Origin of the sequence: Isoptericola sp. NPDC056578, from assembly GCF_042793275.1 — a bacterium.
Lineage (GTDB): Bacteria > Actinomycetota > Actinomycetes > Actinomycetales > Cellulomonadaceae > Isoptericola.
Window position 1 is genome coordinate 24,074 of record NZ_JBHTVC010000036.1, and the last position, 25,541, is coordinate 49,614.

Consider the following 25,541-nt stretch of genomic DNA (forward strand, 5'->3'; position numbering starts at 1 on the left):
CACGATCCGGGGCGACGACCCACTCAACCGCGCGGTTTCAATCGCCCCAGGTTCAACCCGCGTAGGAGCGGCAGAGAACCTGGGGCGCTTCATCGTTGGTCTGTGGGCGGTAGGGGCGGGTGCGTTTCGGGGTGATGCCGAGCTCGGCGCAGGTATCACGCCACAGGTGGGACCGGTAGGCGCCGCCGTTGTCCGAGATGACCCGACGGATGGTCACGCCGCGGTCGGCGAACCACGCGACGGCGTTGCGCGGGACCGTGGTGGCGGTCTCCTTGGTCTCGTCGTCGTGGGCTTCGACGTAGGCGACCCGGGAGTGGTCGTCGATCACGGTGTGCAGGTAGCAGGTCCCGATCAGCGGCTGGTGGTACTTGCTCTTCGGTGAGCCGGTGCGTGCCGAGGTCGCGGCCCGATGACGGTCGCCCTGTTGGCGGCCGACGTAGCGCCAGCCGCCGCCATCGGGCACCTTGCCGAGCTTCTTGACGTCCACGTGCAGCAGGTCGCCTGGTCGTTCGTGCCCGTAGCGGCGGATCCGTTCTCCGGTGACCCGGTCCAAGTAGGTCAGCCGGTTGATCCGGCACCGGACCAGGACCGCGTGCACGGTCGAGGCCGGCACTTCGATCAGGTCCGCGATCTGTATCGGGCCCATCCGGTGGCGCAGGCGAGCTCGCACGATCCGTCGCACCAGCCGCGGGGGCGTCCTTCGAGGCCGCCGGTGTGGGGCGCTGGAGCGGACCTGCATCCCTTCGACGCCTTCGGCGCGGTATCGCTCGGCCCACTTCGCGGCCGTCTTCCAGGACACGTCGTACCGTTCGGCGACCCGGGCGATGGGCCACCCGTGATCGACCACGAGAACGGCCAGTCGTAGGCGCCCTCGTGGGGTCAGGGCAGCGTTCGAGTGAGTAGCGTGAGACACGAAGACCTCCTGGTGCCGGAGCGGAACCGTCAGACAGCTCCACTCCACACCGGGAGGTCCTCTCGCGCCCTACAGATCAGATCGTGTCGTCACACTGCCTCGACCAACGTGACTGGGCATCACACCTAGAGGACAGCCCGCGGAAAGCCCATGTACACGCTGCGCACGGCCGCCATGGTCGTCATCCTGAGCGACGCAGCAGCACCAGCTCCCGTCCGACGACCGCCTCCGCATCTACTCCGGCACGTCGACGAAATATTGGGCAACATCATAGTTGCCGATCAGCCGCGCCAAACCAGCTGGAGTCTGGCCGCTGAAATTCGGATGCAGCGGGTCGGCACCATGGGAACGCAAGAGCGTGATCATATCACCGCGCCCGTTCGAATTGAATACCGCGACGAAGAGGGGGGTATTTCCAAACGAATTCTCGAGGTCTATGGTCGCACCCTGCCGCAGTAGTGCTCGAGCGCTGGATACCGAATACTGCTGGGCCGCCAGATGCAAAGGCGTGAAGCCCTGCCCATCTTTGGCATCTGCGGCCACACCTTCGCGTAGCAGCCTTTCGGTTTCCGAAGCGTCGTCATCCATTGCTGCATAGTGAAGTGGCGTGCGGCCCGCTCGGTCCATCGCTGTTACCTCGGCATCTCGAATCGGTGACTCATGTTCGAAACAGGATCTTCGATCTGATAGTGCGTCGAATCGTTCTCAAAATCGATGACCTGCTGGCGCGTCCATCCCTCTTGCCGCGCCTGCTGCTGCGTACGCCACCACTCGAATCCTGGCTTGTGCCCATAATGGAAAGGGCCGGTGCGAGGAATGATCTGACCGGTATTCGGGTCGATGAAATCGCCGCTTGCTGTCTTGGGCGCAGCCTCTTGAATCTTTGCTTTTGTCCCCACCCTCAACTTTACCCGCGAAGCGGCAACGTCGACAGACTTTGCAGCTTGCGAAGCCTCAAGGATGATACTCGAGCTGGGCGCGGCGGCGCCACGTAGCGCGGCGGCCCCTTCGAGCGCCGGCGCCCCACGGGTGGCCGCGCCACCAGGAATCATGACCAACAGGAAGTCGTTCGTCATTTCCCATGCGCACGCTTCGTCATTGCCGGGCGCACACTCCCCTGCGGGCGGATCGAATCCAAATCCCTCGAGGATATTGGTGTTGCTCAGCTCGTCCATCTTTCCGCCAAACCATTCCTGGAGTGGCGTCGGTTCCGCCGTGATGAGTTCGATCGACTCTGGGTGCTCCTTCATGGTTTCGAAATCGTTGACCGTCAACGGCCCTGGATCTGAAACGACAGCGCTTGGATCTGAGAGCCTGTGTCCGTCGAGCTCGATCCCACTGATGGGGTTGCCAGCTGTGAAGGCGTACCGGTTGCCTGTATACGGGTCGGCGCCAAGCCCAATGTCGGCCAGTGCCCCGTTGTACATGTCGCGGGTGGTGAAGCGGTTGAGGCCTGGGTCGTAGTCGCGGAACCCCATGTCGTAGGTGCCGGAGCCGGCGTTGAGGCGCTTGGAGTTGTACCGGTACGCGTTGTACGGCTCCGCCGCGGTCGGGTCGCCGGCTTCGGGCTTGTCGATGCCGGTGAACTCCGACGTGTCGTCCAACCCGTAGGCGGTGTACCCGTAGGTCGCGGTCGTGTTGCCCGTCTCGTCGGTCAGGGTCTCGACGTCGGTGTGGGCGTTGTACCCGTAGTACGCCGTCTCCCCTGCCTCGATGCCGTTCTCCGTGTCGGCCTGGTGGGAGATCTGCGACAGTCGGCCGCCCCACGGGGAGTACTGGTACGACTTCGCCAGCTCGCCCGCGACCTCCTCCGTGAGGACCTCGGTCGACAGGCCCAGGTAGGTGTAGTCGGTCGTCTTGCCACCCGAGGTGGACGAGGTGGTGCGGTCCAGCGGGTCGAACTTGTACGTCGTGGCGACCAGGGCGCCTGTGTCGTCCATCTTCTCGGACTTCGCCACGTGGTCGAACCCGTCATACGTGTTCCGGGAGATCACCGTTCCCGCCGCAGTGACCGACTGCTGCCGGCCGAACGGGTCGTACGTGTAGTTCGCCGTCTGCCCGCCCGTGGTGGCGGTCTGCAGCCAGTTGCGGTCGTACGCGTAGGTCGTGGTCGCGCCCTTGAGCGTCTGGGAGATGACGTTCGCGTTCGCGTCGTGCACGTAGGTCTCTTCCGAGGACCCGTTGCCGGTCTTGACCTTCTTCGCGAGCCGGTCGACCGGGTCGTACGTGTACGTCGTCGTGGAGTCCAGGTACGCGCCGTGGTCGTCCGCGTTCATCTTCGACGCCGCGTCCGTGGCCTGGTTGCCGTTCGCGTCGTACGTGTACGCGTGCGACGCGACCAGCGTGGTCCCGTCCTTCTTGACCTCCTTGGTGGACTTCAGCGCACCGTCCAGGAAGTACGTGTACGAGGTCACGTTCCCGTTCGGCTTCGTCTCGGACGCCTTCTGCGACCGCGTCGTGTACCCGTACGTCGTCGTCTTCACCGACCCCGGGGTCTCGCCGGTCGTGTCGGTCACGCCGACCGTCTTGAGCAGCTCGCGCGTGTCGTAGGTGTAATCGCTGACCTGGTCCGGGTGCGTGACCTTCGTCGGCTGCCCGTTGACGTCGTACGCGTACGACGTGGTCGTCTTCGCCGTACCGGCCAGGTTCTCCGTCACCGACGCAACCTGGTTCAGCTGGTCGTAGGCCACCTTGTACGCGTCGATCCCCGCACCCGAGGACGCGTCGTCGATCGTGGTCAGGTTGCCGTTCACGTCATACCCGTAGGTGAACGTCTTCTGCTCTGTGTCCGTGTCGGCGCTGTTGTCGCGCACCAGCTTCGCCGCATCCGCGACCACCAGGCCAGTGGCCGACGGCACCAGCGACAGGGACGTCGCCTCGTTCTTGTCGAGCTCGTATGACCCGACCTTCTTCCACGCACCCGCGCCGGCGGACTGGTCCACCGTGACCTTCGGCTCCACGACCTGCGCGCCCTCGCTGCCCGCGGCGGCCTCCGGGTCGCCGTGCGTGAGGGTGAACGAGGCGTCCTTCGCCGCGCCGGTCACATTCGGGTACGCGACGTACAGGTCGTACGTCCCGTTCGCGGGCACGTCCAGGCTCCACGTGAACGCGTCCGTGCCCGGCGTCGCCGTGGCAGCGTGCGTGCGGTGGTCGATGCCCTGCTGACCGGTCAGGTCACCGGTCGCCCAGGTGCCCTTGACCGTCGTCGACTGGCGGTCGGAGTTGTCCGCGAGGACCTCGTTTGACCCCACCGGGACGCCGTCGTCCGCCATCGTGCGCAGCTTCCCGTCCGGGAAGTACGACCACGTCATCGTGCGGTTCGCCGAACCACCGGCAGAGGTGAGCGTGCGCGCCGTCTGCTGGCCGAGCTCGTCGTAGTCGTACGTCGTGGCGATGCCGTGCGGGTCCTTCGACGACTTCACCCACCCGTTCGCGAAGTACTCGAACGTGGTCGTGTTCCGCTTCGTCTGCCCGTCCGAGGGTGGCATGGACGTGGCCTTCACCCGCCCGACGGCGTCGTACGTCGTCTCCGTGAAGACGTCCGCCTTGTTGTACCGGGTGTCGGCCGGGTCGTACGGCTGGAACTGCTTGACCGGCCGGTTCAGCTCGTCGTACTCGGTCCGCAGCGCGAAATCGTCCGCCGCCGCGGTGTCCACACCCCGCGGGGTGACCACCCGGGTAGTGTTGCCGACCTCGTCGTACTCGTACTTAGTGGTGCGGTACACGATCGCGTCACCGGTGCCCGAATGCGGCACCTTGACCTCGACCTGCGCCCCACGCGCGTCGTACTTCGTGGTCGTGACGTTGCCGTCCGCGTCGGTCGCCGAGGTGACCAGCGAGTCCGCGTCATACGCCGTACGCGTGATGTTGCCGTCGGCGTCCGTGGCCGTGATCGGGCGGTGGTTCAGGTCGTACCCGGTGCGCGAGGTGAAGTCCGTGGTCGACGTGGAGGCGACCTTCTTCGGGTCCCGCACCTCGACCGTGTTGCCGACCTTGTCGTAGGAGTACTCGATCCGGTCCCCGGCCGCGTTCGTCACTGCAGTCAGCTGGTAGACGTCGTCGTAGGTGTACTTCGTGGTGTAGTCGTCCGCCACGGTGGTGGTGGCCACGCCCTTCGGCTCGGTCACCGACGTCAGGTTCCCGACCGTGTCGTAGGCGTACGTCGTGGCCCGCTCACCGGAGGTGTCCGTGTCCTTCGGCGCCGTAGTCTTGGTGACCTGGTCCGCCTTGTCGTAGGCCGCGGTGCTGACCGCGCCATTCGGGGCGGTCGATGTGGTGACGTTGTCGTTCGCGTCGTACACCGGCGCCGGCGTCGTGAGCGTCACCGCGCTCGTGCCGCTGCCGGACTTCAGCGTCGCGGACTCCAGCGGACGCCCGAACACGTCGTAGGCCTGCGTGGTCCACCCGCCGGCGGCGTCCGTGACCTTCAGGACCTGGCCGCGCACGTCGTAGGAGCTGGTCGTGACCTTGCTCAGCGCGTCCGTGATCTTCTCGGGATACCCCGTCGCGGTGAAGCTCGAGTAGGTCGTGGCGTTGCCGTTCGCGTCCGTCGCGGTCTTGAGCTGCCCGTAAGCGTCGTAGGTGTACGTGGTCGTGTAGTCGCCCGCGGTCGACGTCGCCAGGCCGAGGCCGTCCGTCACCGAGGTGAGGTTGCCGAACGTGTCGTACCCGAACTGGTTGACCCTCCCGGCCGCGGACGTGGTGCGGAACAGGTCCGCCGCGTAGCCGTCGGCCCGGGTGGCGTACTCGTACACCGCCGCGCCCTTCGGCGCCTTCGCCGCGGTCATCCCGCGCACGCACTCCGTCGCGGCCGGCGCGCCGCCGTTCGCCTTGTTCTGCTCGGCGTCCCGCTGCCAGATCGGGTACCCGGTCTTCGGGTCGTAGCAGTACGCCGTGACCGCGCCGTTAGCCTCGGTCAGGGTGCGGACGTTGTTGTCCGCGTCCCAGGTCAGCGCGACCTTCTCGGCCTTCGCGTTCGTCACGGACAGGGCGCGGCCGCGCACGTCCGAGGTGTAGGACGTGACCTTGCCCTTGTCGTCGGTGACCGTCGCGTCCCGCAGCGTGTCGTCGGTCGCGTTCGGCGCGTACGCGAACGTGGTGTCGCCGCCGAGGCGGTCGGTGATCGTCTGAGCCTTCCAGTGGTCGGCCTGGTCGTCACCCTGCGACGGCGCGAAGTAGTCCAACGCGGTCGCGTTGCCGCGAGGGTCGGTGATCGTGACCAGCTTGACGTTCTTGTTGCCCTGCGTGGCGTCGTAGGTGAAGCCGAAGGTCTTGGCCTTGGCCGAACCCGCGCCGTCGACCAGCTGCCCCAGCAGACCCTTGTCCGTGTAGTAGAGCTCGACGCGGCGGCCGGAGACGTCCGTGATCGCCTTCACGTGGTCGTAGATCTTGGAGTTGTTGAGCTTGCCGGTGGCCGAAACGACCGCACCGGTCGCGTCCACGTACTTGTAGCCGGACTGCCCCTTCTCCCAGTACTCCACGCTCAGGGCCTGCCGCCCCGCGGGGTCGGTGACGTAGCTCAGGAACTTGGTCGGCTTGTTGTTCGACTGGCGCTGCGCGTAGGTGAACGTCTGCGTGTTGCCGTTCTTGTCCACCGTGGACGTCAGGTACCCGTCGCAGTCGAACAGGAACCGGGTCCCGTCCGGGCGCAGCATCGTCCACGCGTCCGAGACCTCGTCCTTGCCGTTGCCCGGCTTGCAGTCCAGGCCGGCCTTCGACGACAGCTTGTAGTTGACCCCGGCAGGGGCGACCCACTCGCCGGTCGTCTCGTTGAGGCGGAACACGTGCGTGGTGCCGTCGCCGTCGGGCAGGAACACCTCGGTGGGGTTCGGGTTGGGGTGGAAGTCGAGCGGGGCGCCCAGGCGGACCGGCCCTGCGAGCTGGGTCGACCAGCCATACCCGGACACGGTGTCGGAGGTGTCCATCGAGTTGTACGCGAACCTGGCGAAGGTCGTCAGACCGCGCCCCGGGTTCGTGAACGCGTCATACGACCACACCGCGTTCCCGGATGCGACGTTCGTCATCACCGACGAGCCCGCGCCCGTGTTCTTGCCCGCGTACGTGTAGAAGGACTCGAGGCCCAGCTCGTCGGACGTCGGGTCCTCGACCGCGACGTTCTGCTTCAGGCCGTCGGACGGCAGCCCCGGCGCGGGCGTCGAGGTCCCCGTCGCGACGACCTGCCAGTTCAGGGTCGCGTCGTTGCGCTTGTTCCCCTCCGTGACCGGCGGCGGCGTCACCTGCGCGGTGATCGTGTGCGACTCCCCGGGCGACATGTCCTGCGGCAACGCAGTGGTCGTCGGCTTCGCCCCGGCGACGGCGGACCCGTCGGGCAGCGTCCACGTCGCACGCAGCTGCTGGCCCGCGGCCGTCCACGTGCTCGTGGTCGTGTTCGTCACCGTGACGTCCGCGCTGTAGGGCGCGCCTGACTCCATGCGCGACGGCGTCTCGGGTGCGTAGAACGTGCCCTCCGGCGTCGTGTCCAGGTAGGTGATCGCCAGGCGCGGTCCCGAGCGCTCGAGCCCGCCCTTGGACTCCAGCTCGCGCGACGCGAACAGGGTGTGCTCCTGCGCGAGGGTTTCGTTCGCCATCTTCAGCATCACGCCGCGGTATGCGGTGGGGGCGTCCGCCCACTTCTGGACGAGGGACTTCACGTCCCAGCCCACGCGTTCCGACCCGTCCGGGAAGTCGGCGTTGGTGCCCACCACGGTCGTACCGAAGTCGCCCCCGGCCTTCGTCCACGCACCGCCCGTCTTTGGCAGGTTCCACGTCGCGGTGGCCTCGTCGAAGTCGGTGGTCAGCTGCCGCGCCTCGTACACGCCGCCGGCCGTGGTGATCTCCGAGACTGTCTTCCACATCCGCAACGACGCGTCCGTGATCCGTGCGCCGGCCGGGATGCCCCAGTCGTCGAACTCCGCGACCATCCGCACGTCGCCGTAGTAGGACGAGTCGTTGCCGACCATGTCCCAGCTCTGGGGGCCCGCGTCCTGGATCACATTGAGGTTCGTCGTCGGTTTGCCCGAGGACAGCGACGCGTCACCCGTGGCCAGGATCTCCTTGGTGGTGTGCCCCGCCTTCGGCAGCCGAACCAGTTGCGTGCTGGACGGCACCACCGTGCCGTCCTTCGTCTTCACCGCGACCTGGTAGTAGTACGCCCGGCCCAGCGGGTCCGTGCTGTCCGCGGGAGTGGGCACCGCGGTCGTGTCCGTGAACGTCGTGCTCCCGGGCGCCACCGGGGAGACCAGCGTCGCCGCCGACGGCGTGAACGTCTGGTAGATGCTGCGGTGCACCTGGTACTCCACCAGGTCGTCCGCCGTGGAAGTGGTCGACGGGTCCGCGTACGCGGACCACGCCAGCTCCGCGCCGGTCGCGTGAATCGTCTCCGGGATGTCCAGCACCACGCCCGGGCGTCCGTACGTCAGCACCAGCTTCGGCCGGTTACGCGTCTCACCGCCGTAGGTGTACTCGCTCGCGTCGTACCGCGGACCGCCCAGCGGCCCGTTCGCGGACTCGTCCGCGGCCTTCAGCACGAACCCGTAGTTCGGGAACGTGCCGTCCAGCCAGCCCTGCACCGTGTCCGTCACGTCGTAGGAGTGCCACTTCTGCAGCTCACCGGATGGCTTGACCACCGTGGAGCCCTTGGTGAAGCGCACCGCGTCCGCGATGACGGATGTCGACGTCGTCGACGGCGTGTCCTTGACCACCACCGTGCCCGTCGTGCCCGCCTTGAACGGGTGCGCGCCCAGCGTGGTCCACACCCCGCCGGTGCCGCGCGTCTGGTCCACCGAGTAGGTCTTGGAACCACCCGAGTACGCCACCGTGTACGGCACGTTCGTCAGCCGGTCGTTCGCGGGAACGTGATGCACGTCCACCCGCCAGGTCCCCGCGGCCGGCAGCGTCGGACGCCACGTGTACGCGTCACCCGCCGGAGTGCCAGTCGCGAACTGGTAGTCGCCACCGACCGCGTACTTCGTCAGGTCCGCGTTGCCCGACGCCGGCCACGACCCCGTCGCCGCCGTGCCAGCATCCCCGTTGTCCACCACGATCTGCGTGCCCGAGAGCTCACCGACCAGGCTCTTCGAGGAGTTCCACGTCGCCGACAGCGAGTCCCACGCCGCCGTCGCACGGTGCGCCTCCAGGGCCACGTCCGTGGTGTAGCTCGTGTGCGTCTGGGAGTAGTACATCTGCAGTGCCGCCGACGTCAGCGGCGTGCCCGCCGGCACCTGCGGCAGCGGGAACGTCACGAGCCCGCGCACCACACCGTCGCCATCGGTCCGGCCGACCGACAGCCGCTCCGACGTGCCGTAGTTCGTGTCCGGGTTCAGCGAGTGGACGAACGTGTCCTTGCTGGTCGTCGGCGTCGGAGCGACGATGATCGTCGGGTCCACCGTCACCGGGAAGACCCGCTCCTTCGCCGCCAGCCACTTCGCATCCGGGGTGACCGTGAGCGACCACGCCCCGTCCTCGGCCTCCGCCAGGTCGTAGGCCACGTCCGTCGAGACCGCGCGCCCCTGGTCGTCCGCCGGGGCCACCTTGCCGCCCTCGCTCGACTCGCCCTTGGCCGAGTCGAACATCACGCCCGCCGGCATCGTCAGCACCGGGTCGGCGGCCTCGCCGTAGAACCCGATCGACCCGTCGTCCTCCACCTGCGGGACCAGGCCGTCCAGGCCGTCCAGCGTGAACTCGAAGCTCACCGGGTCCGTCGGGGCCTCGTCCAGGACGATCGACTCCTTCACCTGGCCCGGCTCCGCGTCGTACACCAGGTCCCCGCCGGCCAACGCCTCGACGTCCGCATAGGTCACGCGAGACCCGTCGACGACCGGCTTCAGCCCTGCGTCCTCGGCCGAGGCCAGCCCCAGGGTCACCCCGTTGCCGCCGTCGGCCTCGACGCGCAGCACCGACTCCGGCGACGTCCCGAAGAACGACTTCGCCACGTTGCTCCGGTTCGACGCCGCCCACCCCTTGCCGCGCGCCTTCGACCCCTTCGCCGTCGGCTCGACCGTGGTGTCGATCTCCTGGAACGACCCGTCGGCCGCCTCGAACGCGACCGGCTCCGCCGACACCTCGACCTGCACCTGGCCGTTGCTCATCAGGAATGACCGCGAGTTCGTGGTGCGGCGGTCCTTCAGCTCCCGCACGCGCTCCGCCTTCGGGGCCACTTCGCCCTTCGGCAGGTGCTCACGGCTCGGCACGCCCTCCGACGACGCCGGAGCCTTGGCCGGCTCCTTCTCGCCGCCACCGAGCAGCCGCCCCCAGAAGCCGACGTCGCCGGACTCCTGCGCGTGCTCCTCGCCCGGCGAGGTCGCATCCGGCTTGCCCGCAGCGAGAGCGGAGCCTGGTCCACCCACCACGATCGTCGTGACCAACGACGCGCTCAGCCCGGAGGCGACCAGCGTCCGCATGAGGTGACGACGACGAACCGATGAACTCACGTAGCACTCCCGGGCTCGGGCGTCCGCCACCGTGCGGCGCTCCGGATCTGAACTTGTCGCCCAGGTCGCTCGCCTAGCACGCGCCGATCGGGGCGCGCTGAACGTAGCGGGTGAAATCCGGACCGGCGTAGCGATCTTCAAAGAAACCGAAACACACCAGAGAGCGCTTCCATGCTCTGTTGACGTCCGCAACGGTCGCATGTACCTTCTCGCCGCCAGGCAGTGCAGCCCCAGGGAGGCTTCAGTGGTGTCACTCGCTCAGCTCAGGACCTTCCAGGCCGTCGTCGAGCACCGGTCGATGACACGCGCCGCACGCGCACTCGGCATCGCCGTGAGCTCCGTCAGCACCCAGGTGCGAACCCTCACCGACGACCTCGGCTTCACGCTCCTGCGACGCACCGACGACGGCGGCTACGACGCCACCGACGCGGGCCGAGCGGTCCTCAAGTCCTGCGTCATCGTCCTCCGCGAGGTCGAGCGCATGCAGAGCGCCGGGACAGCACCGGCACCGCGAACGCCCCGCTCCCGGCGGACTCCCACCCACCAACGGGCCCGCCACAGCACGGCAGCGTGAGCCGGGCGAGGTGTCTCACCCACCCCCACGAGAGGTCTTTGCTCGACCTCGAGTCGTGACCGGGGGAGCCTGATCGCGTGCACACCTGGCAGCCCTGCACGTCCGGTGAGGTCGGCCTGCGTGACGGGTTCACGCGCGTCCCGAACACGGAGATATCACGTCGACGTCGACCTGGTCGTCGCCAGCCACGGCCAACGCCCGGCCGACGGGTTGGACGTCGATCCCCAGTGCTTCGTGGCGCTCGTGCGGGCCGCCGTCGACCGGGCATGAGCGTCATCCGCGGCGGTCAGGCCCGATGTCAGGGGGCCAACCGCCCCTCGTCCAACTTCACCAGAGCGGTCCGAGAACGACGAAGGCCGCCGCACCAGGTGCGGCGGCCTTCGGCCTTCGGTGGAGCTAGGGGGATTCGAACCCCCGACCTTCTCATTGCGAACGAGACGCGCTACCAACTGCGCCATAGCCCCGAGAGCGGTGCCAACATTAGCACCCGGTCACCGCAGGTCGCCAAATCGGCTCAGCCCGCCGCGCGACGCCGGGCGAGGATCTCGTCCAGCGGCAGGCCGAGGGTCTCGGTGCGCGGTCGCGGCTCGTCCGCCGCTGCCAGGTCCGTCGTGCCGTCGGCGGTCGACGACGCGGCGCCCAGGGTGCCGGGAGCCCGCTCGGCGACCGGTGCCCCGGCGGGCGTCGCGGTCGGGCCGAGCGTCGCGCGGACGGTCGCGGCCAGCGCCGCGCCGCGCGCGGCGTCGCCCGCCGGGAGCGTACGGCCTACACCCGGGGCCGCGAGCGGCCGCGGCTCGCGCCGGGGGGCCGCCGGCTTCGTGACGTAGGTCGGCAGGGGCACGGGCACGGGCTCCCACGGCTCGCTGCCGACCGGCGGCGGCCCGGCGGGCGCTCCGTCACCCCGCTCCCCCGGGTCGACGACGACGACGGGCTCCGGCGTCGCCGCCGGCTCGTCGGCGCGGACGTCGAAGACGAGGCGCTCCGACGACGCGGCGGCGCGGCGGACCGTGGCCGGCTCGGGCTCCGCGCTCTCCTCGCCACGGGCGTCGGCGGCGGGGACGGTCGCGCGCGAGCCCGGGGAGGCGGGCTCCGTGCGCCGCGTCGCCCGCGGGGAGGTGCGGGCGGCGGGCTGGTCGGCGGGCGCCGCCACGCGCGGGATGAGCTGCGTGTGCGTCGCCGACGGGCGCACCGCGTGGCCCGTCACCCGGGGGCGGTTGCGCGGCGCGTGCGGCCCGCCGTTCGCGAGCGCCCGTGCCTCGGTCGCCTGCCGCTGGGCGGCCTTGCGCTCCGCGACCCACCGCGCGTCGGCACGCCGGGCCTGCAGCACCGCGACCCGGCCCAGCACCAGCACGACGAGCAGCAGCGCGGTGGGCGCGGCCCCGGCGTACCAGCCGACCAGGCCGAGGCCGACGACGACCCAGCCGCCGATCGTGACAAGGAGCAGGAGGACGGTCAGCAGGAGCCGACGGCGCGCCCTCGCGGCGCGCTGCTCGAGCAGGGCGAGGCGGGACTCGCGCGGTCGATCGCCCTGCCCTGTGGCGCGCGGGGCCGTCAGGGCACGCGACGCGCCCCCGTCGTCGTCCAGACCCATCGGTCGCTCCCCTCGTCCGCCCTCCGACGACGTGCCGGGCACCAGCAGCGGCGTCGCGCCGCCGGTCGGGGTCGTCACCCCGCGCGTGCCGCCCGCACCCGCCACCGCCAGCACCCGGAGCCCGCCGGAGAACCTGTCCTCCACCCGCGCGTCCTGCAGCTGCTGGCGGTGCCGCAGCCGGTGCGGCACCCAGAAGCCCAGCCACAGGACGAACAGCGCGAGCACCGCGAGTCCTGCCGCCGACGTTTCCACGTCACGACGGTAGGGGACGCGACGACGCCGCGGACGCACGCCGTCGCGGCGTGTCCGTGGTCGGGTCGCGGGTCCGGGACCCGCGCGACGGCGTCAGTCGCCGTCGCGCACCTGCTGCCAGCGGGCCAGGAGGCCCTCCGGCACGTCCTCGGTGGTGAGGGCGAAGGTGCGGTGGTCGCGCCACCGGCCCTGGATGTGCAGGTAGCGCTCGCGCACGCCCTCGTCGCGGAACCCGAGCTTCTCCACCACCCGCAGGCTCGGGGCGTTCTCGGGGCGGATGTTGATCTCGATGCGGTGCAGCCCGAGCATCGCGAGGCAGTAGTCGCCCGCCATCGCGACCGACGTCGGGATCACGCCGCGGCCCGCGACGTCGCGCGACACCCAGTACCCGATGCTCGCGGAGCACAGGGAGCCGTAGACGATCTGGGACACGGTGAGCTGCCCGACCAGGGCGCCGTCGAGCTCGACGGCGAACGGCAGCGTCGTCCCGGCGCGCGCCTGCGCGGACAGCGCGCGCAGGTAGTCGCCGAACGTCGACGCGGCGGGCCGCTCCCCCGGCGAGGTCGCCTCCCACGGCTCGAGCCAGCTCGCGTTCGCCGACCGCAGGCGCAGCCACTCGGGGCCGTCCTTGCGGCGCAGCGGGCGCAGCACGACGGTGCCCGAGGGCCCGTCCTCGCGCAGCGTGACCGGCCAGGGCCGGGACACGGCCCATCCCCGGGCGAGCTTGTGCGTCATGCCACCTCGTTCCGTCCCGACGCTCCACCCCTGCCCGCGGGCCGGAGCCGTTCTGTGCGTCTCCGGCGCGCGCCGGGAACTCCCCGGACGGGACCCTGCCACAATGGCCCCATGCACGGCGACCGCAACGGATCGAGAGCACACCAGCCCTACCCCGTCGTCGCCGGGATGGAGGCTGCGGACGCCAAGGAGGAGCTCCGCCGGGCCATCCGCGCGCACCGCGCCGAGCGCTCCCCGCGCCTGCGGGACGAGGCCGCGCACGCCTTTGCCGAGGTCCTCGCCACGGTGCCCGCCGTCCGCGACGCCGCGGTCGTCGCCACCTACGTCTCGCGTCCCACGGAACCGGGCACGCACGTCCTGCTGGAGCGGCTCGCCGCGCGCGGCGCCCGGGTGCTCCTGCCCGTGCTCGGCGCGGGCCTGGCCCGCGACTGGGCCGAGTACACCGGGCCCGACGACCTGCTCGAGCGCGCCCCGGGACGGCCGCCCGAGCCGAGCGGACCCGCCCTCGGAGCCGAGGCCATCACCCAGGCCGACGTCGTCGTGGCACCCGCCCTCGCCGTCGACGACCGCGGTGTCCGCCTCGGCCAGGGCGGCGGCTGGTACGACCGGCTGCTGAAGATCCGCCGCCCGGGCGTGCCCGTCGTCGCGCTCGTCTTCCCCGAGGAGCTCTACGACTCCGCCACCCACCCGCTGCCCGCGGAGGAGCACGACGTGCCCGTGCACGCCGTCGTCACCCCGGACGCCTGGCGGGAGCTTCCCGCCGTCGGCGAGGCCTGACGGTTCAGGCGTCCACGCCCGCGCGCCGGCGCGCACGGTAGGCCGCCGCCTTCATCCGGCTGCCGCAGGTGGCCATCGAGCACCACTCACGGCGCCGCCCGCGGGAGTGGTCGAGGTAGACCTGCGTGCACTCCGGCCGCCCGCACTCGCGCAGCAGCGCGGCCGCGTCCCCGCCCACGATCTCGACGGCCTCGCGCGCGAGCTGGGACAGCACCTGTGCGGCGCTGCCGACCCGGGACCATCCCGCCTCCGTCAGCACCGGGGTGAGCGGAGCGTGCGCGGCGTACCGGTTGACCGTCCCGACCGCCTCGGCGGGCAGGGGGCGGTCCAGCAGGCGCGCCCGGACCAGCGCGTAGATCGCCTCGCGCAGCTCGACGGCGTGCCGCAGGTCGCCCGCGTCCGACGCCGGGGCGCCGTCCAGCAGGCCCGATTCCACGCACCAGGCGTCGAGGTCGGCGACGGACGCGAGCTTCTCGGTGGGCTCGTCGTTGCGGCGCGCGCGGAGCGTGCCGACGAAGTCCAGCGCCGGCGTGCCGCAGGGGAAGGCATGGATCACGTCACCATCCTGGCCGGTGACGAGATGGGCCCGCAAGTCGAGCACGGCGTGATCATCACCACTTTGACAGGTGACGCGACCGAGAGCAGAGTCGTCACCAGTCAGACCGGTAACGCCGGTCGCCGAACCGGAGGAACACCATGGAGCTCACGCTCGAGATCGTCGTCCTGCCCGTCTCCGACGTGGACCGGGCCAAGGACTTCTACACGGGGCTGGGTTTCCGGCTCGACGCCGACTTCCGCAGCGACCGCGGTCTGCGCGTCGTCCAGGTCACGCCCCCGGGCTCCGGGGCGTCGATCATCTTCGGCGAGCACCTCACCGACGCTGCCCCCGGCTCGCTCCAGGGCCTGCACTTGGTCACCATCGATATCGCCGCGGCCCGCGAGGAGCTCCGGGGCCGCGGCGCCGACGTGAGCGAGCTGTGGCACGACGCCGACGGCGTCTTCCACTGGGCCGGGGACGCCCACCGCGTGCCCGGGCCGCACCCGGCTGCGGACAGCTACGCCACCTACGCGTCGTTCGCCGACCCGGACGGCAACGGCTGGGTGCTCCAGCAGGTCGTGACCCGCGCGCCGGGCCGCTGACACCAGCCGCAGCCGAGAACCAGGAGACCCGACCATGACCACCGCACCCCGCCTCGACCGCGCCGACCGGGACGCGCTCGACCGATTCCGCGAGGCCGACCGCCGGGCCGGCCGGAGCCTCTCGCCGGCGGTCGTCGACGCGTTCGAGCGCCTCACGCCTCGTCAGCTCGACGCCCTCCTCGCGGCCGACGGCAGCGCCGGCGACAGCAGCCGCGACATCTCGGAGGGGGGTCGGGCCGACGACCCGTCCGGCCCGCACGGCCTCGTGCGCCGCTGGCTGCGCGGCCCGGGCCGCACGGCCGTGGCGCTCGGGGTGGCGTTCGTCGCAGCGACCGCGACCGCTGTCATCGGCATCACGCTGCTTGATGACTCCGCGACCCCGCCGGCCGCGGAATCGGGACAGGTCACCGACGCCCGCGACCTGGCGCAACAGCTGTCGTGGGCCGACGCCTACGGCGAGGCCTTCGCGGACGACTTCTGATCCCGGCGCCGCGGTCAGGGCCCCGCCGCGGGGCGGTCAGGGGACGAGCGTCGTGCGCGTCTCCGCCGCCTCCTCGACCGCCTCGCGGGTGAAGGGCCACGCGAACGTCTTCCCCGCGGCCCAGTCGTCGAGCTGGTCGTCGTAGTGCGACGACGCCGGGTGGCCGGACACCCCGGTGACGGTCACCCACGTCGACGCGTCCAGGTCGGCCAGGTCCACCACCATCCGCATGGACGGGCCGGTCGTCACGGCGAAGCTGCCCGTGCCGGCGTCCCACCCCGTGGCGTTGACGATGGACGAGCCGCCGGGCATCCGCACCGGGTCGGGGTTGACGAGGTCGCGCACCAGGGCGGGCACGCCCTCGCCGCCGATCACCGGGTGCTCGAGCTGCAGCGTGTGCAGCGTGCCCCAGTCCCAGTCGGTCGGCTCCTTCGACAGCTCGACCGTGAGGTCGCGGCGCGCGCTGGTCAGGGCCCGCGTGAGGATCTCGTCGCGCGACTCGACGACGTTCGCCGTCGTGCGGTCGTCCCAGAACGCGTCCTCGGACCGGTCGAGCATCGACTTCACCACCAGGAGCCACTGCGACCCGCCGTCGGGACGCATGCTCGGGGGCAGGTCGTCCCAGAACGCCTCCTGCAGGAGGTTGCGCCACACCGCGGCGAAGTACGCGGCCGCCGGGGAGTCCGCGTCCATCCGGTAGTCCCAGTCCGCGAGCAGGTCCTGCCCCGCCGCGACGTAGGAGTCGTCGAGGTCGATGTCGAGCAGCGTGGGCACCAGGGCCTCCGCGAACGCCGACCAGTCGTCGTTCTGGATGCGGTTCATGTCCTCGGCCGTGAACGGCCTGCCGGCCGCGATCTGCTGCGAGAGCAGCGTGCGGATGCGCTCCGAGCGGTACCCGTAGTCCCAGTCGTCCGCGAGGTACGGGCGCGTCCCGTCGCGCAGCACGGCCTGGTTGGCCGCGACGACGAAGCCCTCCTCGGGGTCGAGGGCGCGGGGCATGTCGTCGGCGTCCACCCAGCCCTGCCAGTCGTAGCGCGGGTCCCAGCCGGGTCGCGGCCAGGTGCCGTCCGACGGCACGGGGCCCTTCACCTCGGACCGGACCGGGATGCGGCCCGGCGCCTGGTACCCGATGTGCCCGTCCGTCGTGGCGAACACGATGCTCTGGGCCGGCACCTCGAACAGCGCGGCCGCGGCACGCACGTCGTCGGCGTCCTTCGCCGTGTCGAACGCGAAGACGGCGTCGGCCGTGCGGCCGGGCTGCAACGCCGTCCACTGCAGGGCGACGGCGTACTCGCCGAACTCCGTACCCTCCGACGTCGGCGAGCCCACGACGTCGCCGACGTCGAGCACGTCCGAGACGATCGGGCCGTGCTCGGTGCTGCGGACCGTGAGGTCGACCGGGGTGCCGCCCGCGACCCGGATGGTCTCCTCGCGGGTGTCGAGCTGCTCCCACTGCTCCGCGCCGGCGTCCTTCAGCCACGTGTCGCCGCGCACCCGCTCGATGAAGAAGTCGGTGACGTCGGCGCCCATGTTGGTCAGGCCCCACGCGAGGTCGCCGTTGTGCCCGATGACCACGCCCGGGAAGCCCGCGAAGGAGAAGCCGGCGACGTCGAACGGGCACTCCGCGGAGACCTCGTTGCAGTGCAGGCCCACCTGGGACCAGATCCCGGGCGCGGACAGCGCGAGGTGCGGGTCGTTCGCGAGCATCGGCTCGCCCGACTCGGTGTGCTCCCCCGACACGACCCACGAGTTGGAGCCCGCCGCGTCGCCCCTGCCGACCAGCACCGGCACCGCCTCCAGCACGCTGCGCGTCGACTCGACGGCGGCACCCAGCGCGGCGGTGGCCTCACCACCGCCGCCCACCGCGCGGCCCGTGAGGGCCGACGTCAGCTCGGCGTCCGTCCCTGCGTCGGTCCCGTCGTCGGTCCCGGCGTCGTCACCCTGCTGCTGCGCCGCGGGGCGCTCGTTGGCCAGGTCGCGGTTGCGCAGCACCGGCCGGTTGCCGCTCTCCCCGTACGCCGGGAAGAGCTCGTCGACCAGGTCCGTCTCCCCCAGCGTGCTGTACGCCAGGGCGCGATCGAGCTCGCTGTCGTAGTTGCCGCGCAGGTCCCAGGCCATGGCCTTGAGCCAGGCGAGCGAGTCGACCGGGTCCCACGGCTCCGGCTCGGCGACGTCCACGCGCGCCCCGAGCACGGTGTACTCGACGCCGAGCTCCTCCGGGTCGCGGCTCTCGAGGTACGCGTTCACGCCCTGCGCGTAGGCCTGCAGGTAGTCGCGCGAGTCGTCCGAGATGAGGTGCCACTCCTGCTCGGCCACCTGCCGCCACCCGAACGTGCGGGTCACCTTGTCCGCCTCGATCGCCGCCGGGACGTCGCCGACCAGCTCGGCGAGGCGGCCGGACGTCACGTGGCGGCGGTAGTCCATCTCGAAGAAGCGGTCCTGCGCCTGCAGGTAGCCCTGGGCGCGGAACAGGTCCTCGGGGTTGTCCGCGTAGACCTGCGGCACGTCCTGGGCGTCGCGACGCACCTCGACGGCGGCGCTCAGACCTGGCACCTGCTGCGAGCCCTTGTGGTCCGGCAGCGGCCGGCGCAGCGTGACGACGGTGAAGACGGTGCCGGCCACGAGAGCCAGCACCACGACGACGGCGACACCGACGACGGCGCTGCGGAGCCGCGAGCGCCGGCGGGGTGCCTCCTCGGTCTCCGTCACGTCCTGGGAGGGGTCGGGGTCGGACGGGTTTCCGGGCTCTGCAGGGGTGACGGTCGCTGACACGCAGGCGAGACTACCGTCCGGCGTATGATTGGCACTCGCATCACCTGAGTGCCAGCATCCCGCCGTCCCGGCGAGGGTGCCGGCGTCCGCCCCGAGGAGATCACGTGCCCACCTATGCGTACCGGTGTGCCGACTGCGGCCACGCCTTCGACGTCCACCAGTCGTTCACGGACGACTCGCTGACCGTCTGCCCCGAGTGCGGCGGGACGCTGCGCAAGCAGTACGGCTCCGTGGGTGTGACGTTCAAGGGATCGGGCTTCTACCGCACCGACTCGCGCTCCGGGTCGGGCAAGGGCTCCAGCTCCTCCGGCAGCTCCTCCTCGGCGAGCAGCTCCACCGGCAGCTCGTCCGGCAAGGAGTCCTCGAGCGGCTCGTCCTCGACCGGCACGTCGAGCTCGTCGAGCACCTCGTCGTCCGGGTCGTCCAGCACCTCCAAGGCCGCCTCCTCCTGACCGTCCGGCGGCACCCTGCCGACGACGCCGCCGCGGCGCTCCCGAGCATGGACGCTGCCCCCAGGCCGGCGTGGTCCACAGGCCTGCGCACCACGCCGACGCGCGGAGGCCGGGCGACCTAGCGTCGCCGGCATGCCGCTGCTCGACACGCTCCCCCGACCCGCCGCCCGCCGCGGCCCGGAACCACGGGCCGGGTCCGCGCGCCCGCCGGAGCCCGGCGGCCCGGGAGGACGACGCCGGGCCGCGCGCCGGCTGCGGTCCGTCCTCTGGCGAGCCCGCTTCGTGCTCGCCGCCGCGTGCTGCGGCCTCGCGGCCGCCGCCGTCGTGCAGGCCGTGCGGCCGGCCCCGCCGCCCACGCTGGACGTCGTCGTCCCCGCCCGCGCACTCCCCGCGGGCGAACCCGTCGCCGCCGCGGACCTCACCACGGTGGCCGTGGACGTCGCCCTCGCCCCCGACGGCGTCGCCACGGACCCCGCCGAGCTCGTCGGGCGCACTCCGGTGACCGCGCTGCCCGCCGGGCTCCCCCTCCACCTCGGGCTGCTGCCCGGTGGCGGCGTGGTCGCGCAGGCCCCGCGGGGGACCGTCGTGGTTCCCGTACGGCTGGAGGACACCGCGGCGGGCTGGCTGCGTCCGGGCGACCGCGTCGACCTGGTCCTGACCGGCGAGGCCGCGCGGGCCTCCGGCACCGGCGACACCGACCCGGACGACGCCTACCTCGCGCGGCGGGCGCTCGTCCTGCCGCAGCCGGACGCCGTCGAGCCGACCGACGGCGGCCTGCTGTCGGGCGCGACCAGGACGCCCCAGGGCGCCGACGTCACCCTCGTGGCGGTGACCGAGGACGAGGCCCCAGGGCTGTCCGCCGCCTCCGGGTGGGGCACCGTCGGAGCGGTGCTCGTGCGGTGACACGACGACCCCTGACGTTGCAGCCCGCCGCATCCCCCGCGAGAATCGGCGACCGTCAGTCCACGCCTGGTTCGCCCGGGCACACACCACAGGGGGAATCACGTGAAGGGCATGCTCGCAGGCTTCAAGGAATTCATCATGCGCGGGAGCGTCGTCGACCTCGCCGTCGGCATCATCATCGGCAGCGCGTTCACGGCCGTCGTGACGGCGATGGTCGACAACATCCTCAACCCGATCATCGGCGCGATCTTCGGCAAGCCCGACCTGACCAACCTCTGGGACATCACGCTGCGCGGCCCGCACGACGGCATCGGCGCCTCGGTGCTGTCGGTCGGCGGCTTCCTCGACGCCGTCCTCAGCTTCCTCATCGTCGCGGCGGCGCTGTACTTCGCCATCGTGATGCCGCTGAACAAGCTCGCCGAGCGCCGCGCGCGCGGCCAGGAGGTCGAGCCGGAGCCGCTGGCGCAGGACACCGTCCTGCTGCAGGAGATCCGCGACCTGCTCGCCGCGCAGTCCGGCCGCTCGCAGTACTGACCCCCGCGATACCGCCACGCGCCGCCGGCCGAGCCTGTCGAGACCTCGTCTCCGGGCCCGACCGGCGGCGTCGTCAGCGTCGGCCCCAGTGCGGCGGCACGTCGCGCAGCAGGCGGTCGTCGTTGTCGTCGTGACCGCCACGGTCGTCCGCGGTCTCGCCCGGCACCGTCTCCCGCTCGGTGCCCTGCCGGACCACGCGGCGACGCACGCGCCTGCGCGGGACCGCCGCGTCCGTCGGGCCGCCGGTCTCGGGATGCGGCTGGTCGGAGGATTCGCTCACCCGACCATTGTCGGGCATCGCCCGTCGGCCGCCGTCGGCCGCCGTCGTCCGCCGGAGGCGGGCGGTCAGGCGTCAGGACGCGACCCGCGGTCCGTCCCGGCGTCGGCATCCGTCTCGGTGTCGGCGTCGGTGTCTGAGTCGGTGTCGACGTCGGCGTCTGTGTGGGCGTCGGTGTGCACGGCGTCGGGGCCCGCGTCGATGTCCTCCGGCCCGCCCTCGCCCTGGCTCGCGTCGCCCTCAGCCACGACACCCTCGGCCAGGTCACCTTCGGGCACGTCGCTCACTGCCACGTCGCTCACGGCCTCGGCACCCTGGCGCTCCGAGGGCTCGTGCTCCGAGGGCTCGTGCTCCGGGGCCTCGTCGCGCGACGCCTCGACGCCGTCGACCGACACACCCTCCGTGACGACGTCCTCCGCCGAGACCTCCGGGGCGACCTCGACGACGACGTCGGGCGGGACGCCGAGGTCGGCGGGCGGCTCGTCCTCGTCCGGCAGCACCGGGACGACGACCTCGCGCGGGGGCACGACGCCGCCCGCGGTGCCGATCCGTTCGTCGCGCACGCGCTGCACGAGGCGGCGTACGCGGTCGGCCTCGCCGTCGGGGTCGAGGAACGCGGCGGCGGACCAGACCTGGGTGACGACCCAACCCAGGCGCTCCAGCCGTTCCGCGAGCTGCCGGTCGCGCACCCGCACGGACGGCTCCGCGACGTACGCGGCGTCGTCGGTGAGCACGGCGACGAGCAGCTCGCCCGGCAGGTCGGGGTGCCCCACGACCAGCGGGATGCGGTCGCCGTCCGGGGCGCCGTAGTCGGTCTCGACGAGGTAGCCGAGCTTCCACAGCCGCTCGCCGAGGTCGACGAGCAGCCGGTCGGGCGCGCGACCCACGTCGACGCCGTTGCCGAGCCGCACCTGGTCGGCGACGCCGGACCGGCGCTCGGCCAGCTCCAGCGCCTCGACGAGCAGCCGGGGGCCGGCACTGCGCAGGCGCTCGGGGTCCAGCGCGTCGGCGGTGAAGCAGGACACGACGTGCAGCCGCTTGCGGGTGGCGCCCAGCGCGCCGACCAGCATGGCCTCGCCCCCGGCCTCGCCGAGCACGCCGAAGCGGTGCAGCACACGGCCGTGCGGCGTGCGGCCGAAGCCGACCGACAGCAGCACGGTGTCGCGCGACAGCCCCGCCACCCCGGTGATGTCCGCGACGACGACGGGCTCGGGCCGCGAGCCCGAGAAGAACGCCGCCAGCGCGGGGTTCGACCGCACCTCGGCCAGGAGCGCCTCGCGCACCCGGTCCGCGTGCGCGGCCGTCACGGTGACGATCGCGAACGTCTCCTCCGGTCGGGTCAGGGCGTGCTCGATCGACACCTCGACCACGCGGTCGACCTCGGCCTGCGTGCTCTCGACGCTGCCGGAGACCGGGTCCGGCATGCCGGTGCCCTCCACGACGTCCAGGTGCACCAGCGACTCGGCGCGCGGCAGCGGCGCCGGCCGCAGCAGCCCCTCGTAGCCGTGCGCGGCGAGCAGACGGGTGAGCTCCGGGTCGCGGCTGTGCTCGTGCGGCTGCAGCGTCACCGTGGGCAGCAGCGCGGACAGCTCGTGCACGCTGGAGCCCGACGCCGACCGCGGGTCGCCCACGACCACGACCTGCCGCCCGCGCGCCAGCGCCGGCACCACGACCTCGGTGGGCACGTGCTGCACGGCGTCGAGGATCACGACGTCGGCGGTGCGGTGCTCCGGCAGCAGGTGCGGCACCAGGGTGGGGGTCGCGACCAGCGCGGGCCGGAGGCGGCGGAGGATGTCGCCGTGCCGCTCCGCGAGGTCGCGCAGCGTCGTCATCCGGCCCTCGATGAGCTCCGTGAAGAGGGCCTCGGCAGAGTCCCGGTCCTCCCGCATCGCCGACCCGAGGTGCGCCCGGGCGGCGACCCGCACCGGCTGGGACAGCGCGGCGAGGTGCTCACGGTCGAGGTCGCGGAAGCGGCGGGCGAGCGCGTCGAGCCCGACGCCGTCCTGACCGGCGAGCACCGGGTCGGCGGCGAGCAGCTGCTCGAAGACGGACGACCACCAGGCGAGCTCGAGCTCCGCGGCGACGAGGTCGCCCGGCACGCGCCGGTCGGTGAGGTCGTCCACGAGGTCGCCCACGCCCGCGGACCGCGCCGCGCGCAGCAGGCTGGTCCGCTCGGGCAGCACGGTCAGCGCGTCCGAGTCGCCCGCGAGCCGCTGCAGCCGCTCGGCGAGGCCGTCGAGGTCGAGGTCCAGCAGGTGGCCGCCCAGGGTGGTCGACGCCAGCACCGGCTCGAGCGCCTCGAGGTCGATGCGCACGGCCTCGTAGGTGTCCTCGATGGAGGCCAGCCCCTCGGGGAGCGTCGGCCAGCCGCCGCGCTGCGCGTGCTCGGCCCAGACGTCGCGCTGCTCCTGCACCTGCACCAGCGCCTCGTGCAGGTTCGGCACCCGGACGCCGGGCCGCACCATGTCCTTGGCGCGCTTGCGCAGCCGGCGGCGCGCGAACCAGCCCATCTCGATGCCGTGCTCCGCGCGCCAGCGCCGCGACGCGGTCGCCTGCACGAGGTCGGCCGCCGTCCGCTCGAAGACCATCGGGTGGAACAGGTCGAGCGTGCTGCGCATGCCGCCGAGCATCGCGAGCTGCTCGCCCCAGCCGCGCACCGTCGTCGGCGTCGTCAGGCCGGTGACCTCGCCCGTGTACGCGAGCTGGCGGCGCAGCTGGGGCAGGGTGACGTCGCGCAGCCGCTCGACGCGCACCAGCGTCTGCCGCGCGTCGTCGTCGGAGAGCAGCTGGGCCCCGTACCAGGGGGTCGACGACGGTCGCAGGGTGAACGCGCCCAACGCCGCGGCCCGCTCCAGGCCGGCGGCGATCTCGCGGCGGCGCTCCGGCAGCAGCGCGAGCACCGACTCCGAGGCGAGCCGCACGGTGGTGGACGGCGCAGGCCGCTCGGCGGTGAGGCGCGCGAGCGCCTGCAGCGCGTCGTACGCGGACACCTGCCAGGGCGAGCGCGGCTGGTGCAGCGCCTCGATGTAGCCGGTGAGCTGGGAGCGGGTGCCGATCAGCGCGTCGCGGACGCGCGCGGCGCCGTCCACGTCGACCTGCTCCGGCTCGCTCGCCATCGCGGACAGCAGCCGGCGGGTCACGTCCTCGCGCCAGGTCGGGTGCGGCGGCACGTCGAGCAAGAGGCTCTCCAGGCCGAGGGACTCGAGCCGCAGCGCGAGCCGGTCGGCGGCCCGGCGGTGGCCCGTCACGTAGAGCACGGAGCGGCCCGCGGCGGTCGCCTCGCCGACGACGGCCGCGAGCGTGCCCGCGACGTCCGAGCCGACGGGCGCGTCGACGAACAGGTGGCCACCCGTGGCCAGGGCGTCCAGGACGGAGCGCTGCTGCGGGTCGAGGTCGCCCACGCCGCGTTCGCGCGTCGGGTCCGCGTCGCCCCGGCGCACGGCGGGGAGCTCCAGCGCGGACAGCCGCTGCGCCGCGTCGTCCACGCCGGCGAGCGCCGCGACCACCTCGTGCCGGTGCAGCGACGGCGCGAGCTGGTCGAGGTCGTCCACCAGCGCCTGCCCCGGGTGCACGAAGGTGCCGACGAGCACGCGCCGGTCGAGCTCGAAGTCGTCCAGCACGGCCTCGCCCAGCGCCGCCACGCGCGCCAGCACGTCCGTCGGGTCGAAGCCGGCGAGCGTGAAGGTCGCCTTGGCCAGCGCCGCCGGGTCGAGGAGCGCCCCGTGCGCGCGCAGCGTGCGCGCCACGACGGGGTTGATCTCGACCGTCGGCTCCAGCGTGAGGTCGTAGTCGGCGCCGCCGTCCCCGCGCGGGGTGAGCGTCACCGGCCGCAGCACCACGGGCGCGTGCACCACACGGCCGGCGGGCGCCGCGGCGTCGGGGTCCGAGGGCGTCGCGCGCGGCGCGGCGGCAGGCTCGCGGGCGGCCATCGACACGACGGGGATCGACGTCGTCAGCGCGGGCCCTTCGGCGTCCTGGTCCTCCGGTGCCGCGGGGCCCTCGGCGGTCGCGGGACCGCCGTCCTGGTCGGTCGACGACGCCGCGCCCGGTGCCGCACCGTGGGCGTCCGCGTCGCCGTTCCCGCGATCGGCGTCGTCGGCAGGGTCGCCGTCCGCGCCGGGGGCCGCCGTCGTGCCCGACGACGCCACCCGCGCGAGCGCCGCGACGTCGTGCCGCTGCGGTCCGCCGCCGCCGAACGGGACCTCGGGCCCGTCGTCGTGCTCGGTCCAGGTGGCGACGCCGATCGCGAGGTAGGTGGGCGCGACGCCGTACCGCGACGCGTGCTCGGCCGCACGAGCCGCCACCGCCCGCGCCCGACGCCGCGCGGCGGGCAGCGCCTCGCCCTCGCGCACCAGGTTCGACAGCCGGGTCGGGCGCCCCGCGAAGAGCCCGGCGACCCCGTTCGGGTGCGCCTTCGAGAGGTCGACGATCGCCTCCCCGAGCAGGCCCACGTCGGACAGCGACGAGCCGCCCACCATCTCCACCAGGGACGCGCGCCAGCGGCGCGTGGCGGCCTCGACGGACGCCGCCGCCTCGGACGACGCGCTCGCGCGGCGGCCGTCGGTGCCGGGCGTCCCGGGTGGTCGCGGGGCCTGACGGTCGTGGGCGGCCCGCGCGGGGGGGGCGTGGGGGGGGGGGGGGCGCGGGGCCGGGGCCCCGGGCCCGCCCGGCCGCGGCGGCGGGGGCGGCGCGGGGGGGGGCCCGGGGGAGGG

General features: G+C 72.4%; 15 protein-coding genes, 1 tRNA gene and 2 pseudogenes. 7 read left to right on the top strand and 11 right to left on the bottom strand.

Features of this window, described 5'->3' with window-relative positions:
- Positions 1-94: 94 nt before the first annotated feature.
- The 3 genes and pseudogenes from ACFQ80_RS14530 to ACFQ80_RS14540 form a co-directional block, all read right to left on the bottom strand.
- Positions 95-913, bottom strand: a pseudogene (locus tag ACFQ80_RS14530) (IS481 family transposase); the annotation flags it as partial.
- A gap of 234 nt (positions 914-1,147) precedes the next feature.
- Positions 1,148-1,540 carry an ankyrin repeat domain-containing protein gene (locus ACFQ80_RS14535; protein ID WP_430564157.1) on the bottom strand — a complete coding sequence of 131 codons (393 nt, stop codon included), beginning with the start codon at positions 1,538-1,540 and terminating at the stop codon, positions 1,148-1,150.
- A 5-nt stretch (positions 1,541-1,545) separates the two neighbouring features.
- Positions 1,546-10,341, bottom strand: a complete 8,796-nt coding sequence (locus ACFQ80_RS14540) for a DNRLRE domain-containing protein (protein ID WP_430564158.1) — start codon at positions 10,339-10,341, stop codon at positions 1,546-1,548.
- Between the two features lie 199 nt (positions 10,342-10,540).
- Between ACFQ80_RS14540 and ACFQ80_RS14545 the strand changes: the two genes are divergently transcribed.
- Complete coding sequence (locus tag ACFQ80_RS14545) at positions 10,541-10,915, top strand: LysR family transcriptional regulator (RefSeq protein WP_430564159.1); 375 nt, start codon at positions 10,541-10,543, stop codon at positions 10,913-10,915.
- Between the two features lie 391 nt (positions 10,916-11,306).
- Here the strand turns inward: ACFQ80_RS14545 and ACFQ80_RS14550 are convergent.
- The 3 genes from ACFQ80_RS14550 to ACFQ80_RS14560 all read right to left on the bottom strand — a co-directional run bounded on the left by ACFQ80_RS14550 (position 11,307) and on the right by ACFQ80_RS14560 (position 13,493).
- Positions 11,307-11,379 (bottom strand) — tRNA-Ala (locus ACFQ80_RS14550).
- Between the two features lie 50 nt (positions 11,380-11,429).
- Positions 11,430-12,758 carry a hypothetical protein gene (locus ACFQ80_RS14555; protein ID WP_430564160.1) on the bottom strand — a complete coding sequence of 443 codons (1,329 nt, stop codon included), beginning with the start codon at positions 12,756-12,758 and terminating at the stop codon, positions 11,430-11,432.
- A gap of 93 nt (positions 12,759-12,851) precedes the next feature.
- Entirely contained in the window at positions 12,852-13,493 is a 642-nt protein-coding gene (locus ACFQ80_RS14560) for a GNAT family N-acetyltransferase (protein ID WP_430548709.1), read from the bottom strand.
- Positions 13,494-13,604: 111 nt separating this feature from the next.
- Between ACFQ80_RS14560 and ACFQ80_RS14565 the strand changes: the two genes are divergently transcribed.
- The gene (locus ACFQ80_RS14565; RefSeq protein WP_430564161.1) at positions 13,605-14,270 is read left to right on the top strand and encodes a 5-formyltetrahydrofolate cyclo-ligase; all 666 of its coding nucleotides are present in this window, start codon (positions 13,605-13,607) and stop codon (positions 14,268-14,270) included.
- Positions 14,271-14,274: 4 nt separating this feature from the next.
- On the opposite strand, the gene ACFQ80_RS14570 is transcribed toward ACFQ80_RS14565, so the two are convergent.
- On the bottom strand, positions 14,275-14,826 hold the full coding sequence (locus tag ACFQ80_RS14570; protein ID WP_430548707.1) for a CGNR zinc finger domain-containing protein: 552 nt from the start codon (positions 14,824-14,826) through the stop codon (positions 14,275-14,277).
- Between the two features lie 140 nt (positions 14,827-14,966).
- Between ACFQ80_RS14570 and ACFQ80_RS14575 the strand changes: the two genes are divergently transcribed.
- Positions 14,967-15,410 carry a VOC family protein gene (locus ACFQ80_RS14575; RefSeq protein WP_430564162.1) on the top strand — a complete coding sequence of 148 codons (444 nt, stop codon included), beginning with the start codon at positions 14,967-14,969 and terminating at the stop codon, positions 15,408-15,410.
- A gap of 34 nt (positions 15,411-15,444) precedes the next feature.
- Entirely contained in the window at positions 15,445-15,891 is a 447-nt protein-coding gene (locus ACFQ80_RS14580) for a hypothetical protein (protein WP_430564163.1), read from the top strand.
- Between the two features lie 36 nt (positions 15,892-15,927).
- On the opposite strand, the gene ACFQ80_RS14585 is transcribed toward ACFQ80_RS14580, so the two are convergent.
- Positions 15,928-18,663 carry a penicillin acylase family protein gene (locus ACFQ80_RS14585; protein WP_430564164.1) on the bottom strand — a complete coding sequence of 912 codons (2,736 nt, stop codon included), beginning with the start codon at positions 18,661-18,663 and terminating at the stop codon, positions 15,928-15,930.
- 104 nt (positions 18,664-18,767) lie between these two features.
- Between ACFQ80_RS14585 and ACFQ80_RS14590 the strand changes: the two are divergent.
- Positions 18,768-18,908, top strand: a pseudogene (locus ACFQ80_RS14590) (FmdB family zinc ribbon protein); the annotation flags it as partial.
- A 14-nt stretch (positions 18,909-18,922) separates the two neighbouring features.
- Here ACFQ80_RS14590 and ACFQ80_RS14595 read toward each other — a convergent pair.
- Positions 18,923-19,099: a hypothetical protein gene (locus ACFQ80_RS14595; RefSeq protein WP_430564168.1), complete on the bottom strand. Its 177-nt coding sequence runs from the start codon at positions 19,097-19,099 to the stop codon at positions 18,923-18,925.
- Between the two features lie 148 nt (positions 19,100-19,247).
- On the opposite strand from ACFQ80_RS14595, the gene cpaB reads away from it, so the two are divergent.
- Together cpaB and mscL are read left to right on the top strand one after the other, a co-directional pair.
- Positions 19,248-20,018 carry a Flp pilus assembly protein CpaB gene (gene cpaB / locus ACFQ80_RS14600; RefSeq protein WP_430564165.1) on the top strand — a complete coding sequence of 257 codons (771 nt, stop codon included), beginning with the start codon at positions 19,248-19,250 and terminating at the stop codon, positions 20,016-20,018.
- A 111-nt stretch (positions 20,019-20,129) separates the two neighbouring features.
- Positions 20,130-20,552: a large conductance mechanosensitive channel protein MscL gene (gene mscL / locus ACFQ80_RS14605; protein WP_430548701.1), complete on the top strand. Its 423-nt coding sequence runs from the start codon at positions 20,130-20,132 to the stop codon at positions 20,550-20,552.
- Positions 20,553-20,625: 73 nt separating this feature from the next.
- Here the strand turns inward: mscL and ACFQ80_RS14610 are convergent, their stop codons facing one another.
- Both ACFQ80_RS14610 and ACFQ80_RS14615 read right to left on the bottom strand, forming a co-directional pair.
- Positions 20,626-20,832, bottom strand: coding sequence for a hypothetical protein (locus tag ACFQ80_RS14610; RefSeq protein ID WP_430564166.1), 207 nt, complete (start codon positions 20,830-20,832; stop codon positions 20,626-20,628).
- 65 nt (positions 20,833-20,897) lie between these two features.
- The gene (locus ACFQ80_RS14615) at positions 20,898-25,307 is read right to left on the bottom strand and encodes a hypothetical protein (RefSeq protein ID WP_430564167.1); all 4,410 of its coding nucleotides are present in this window, start codon (positions 25,305-25,307) and stop codon (positions 20,898-20,900) included.
- Positions 25,308-25,541: the final 234 nt, after the last annotated feature.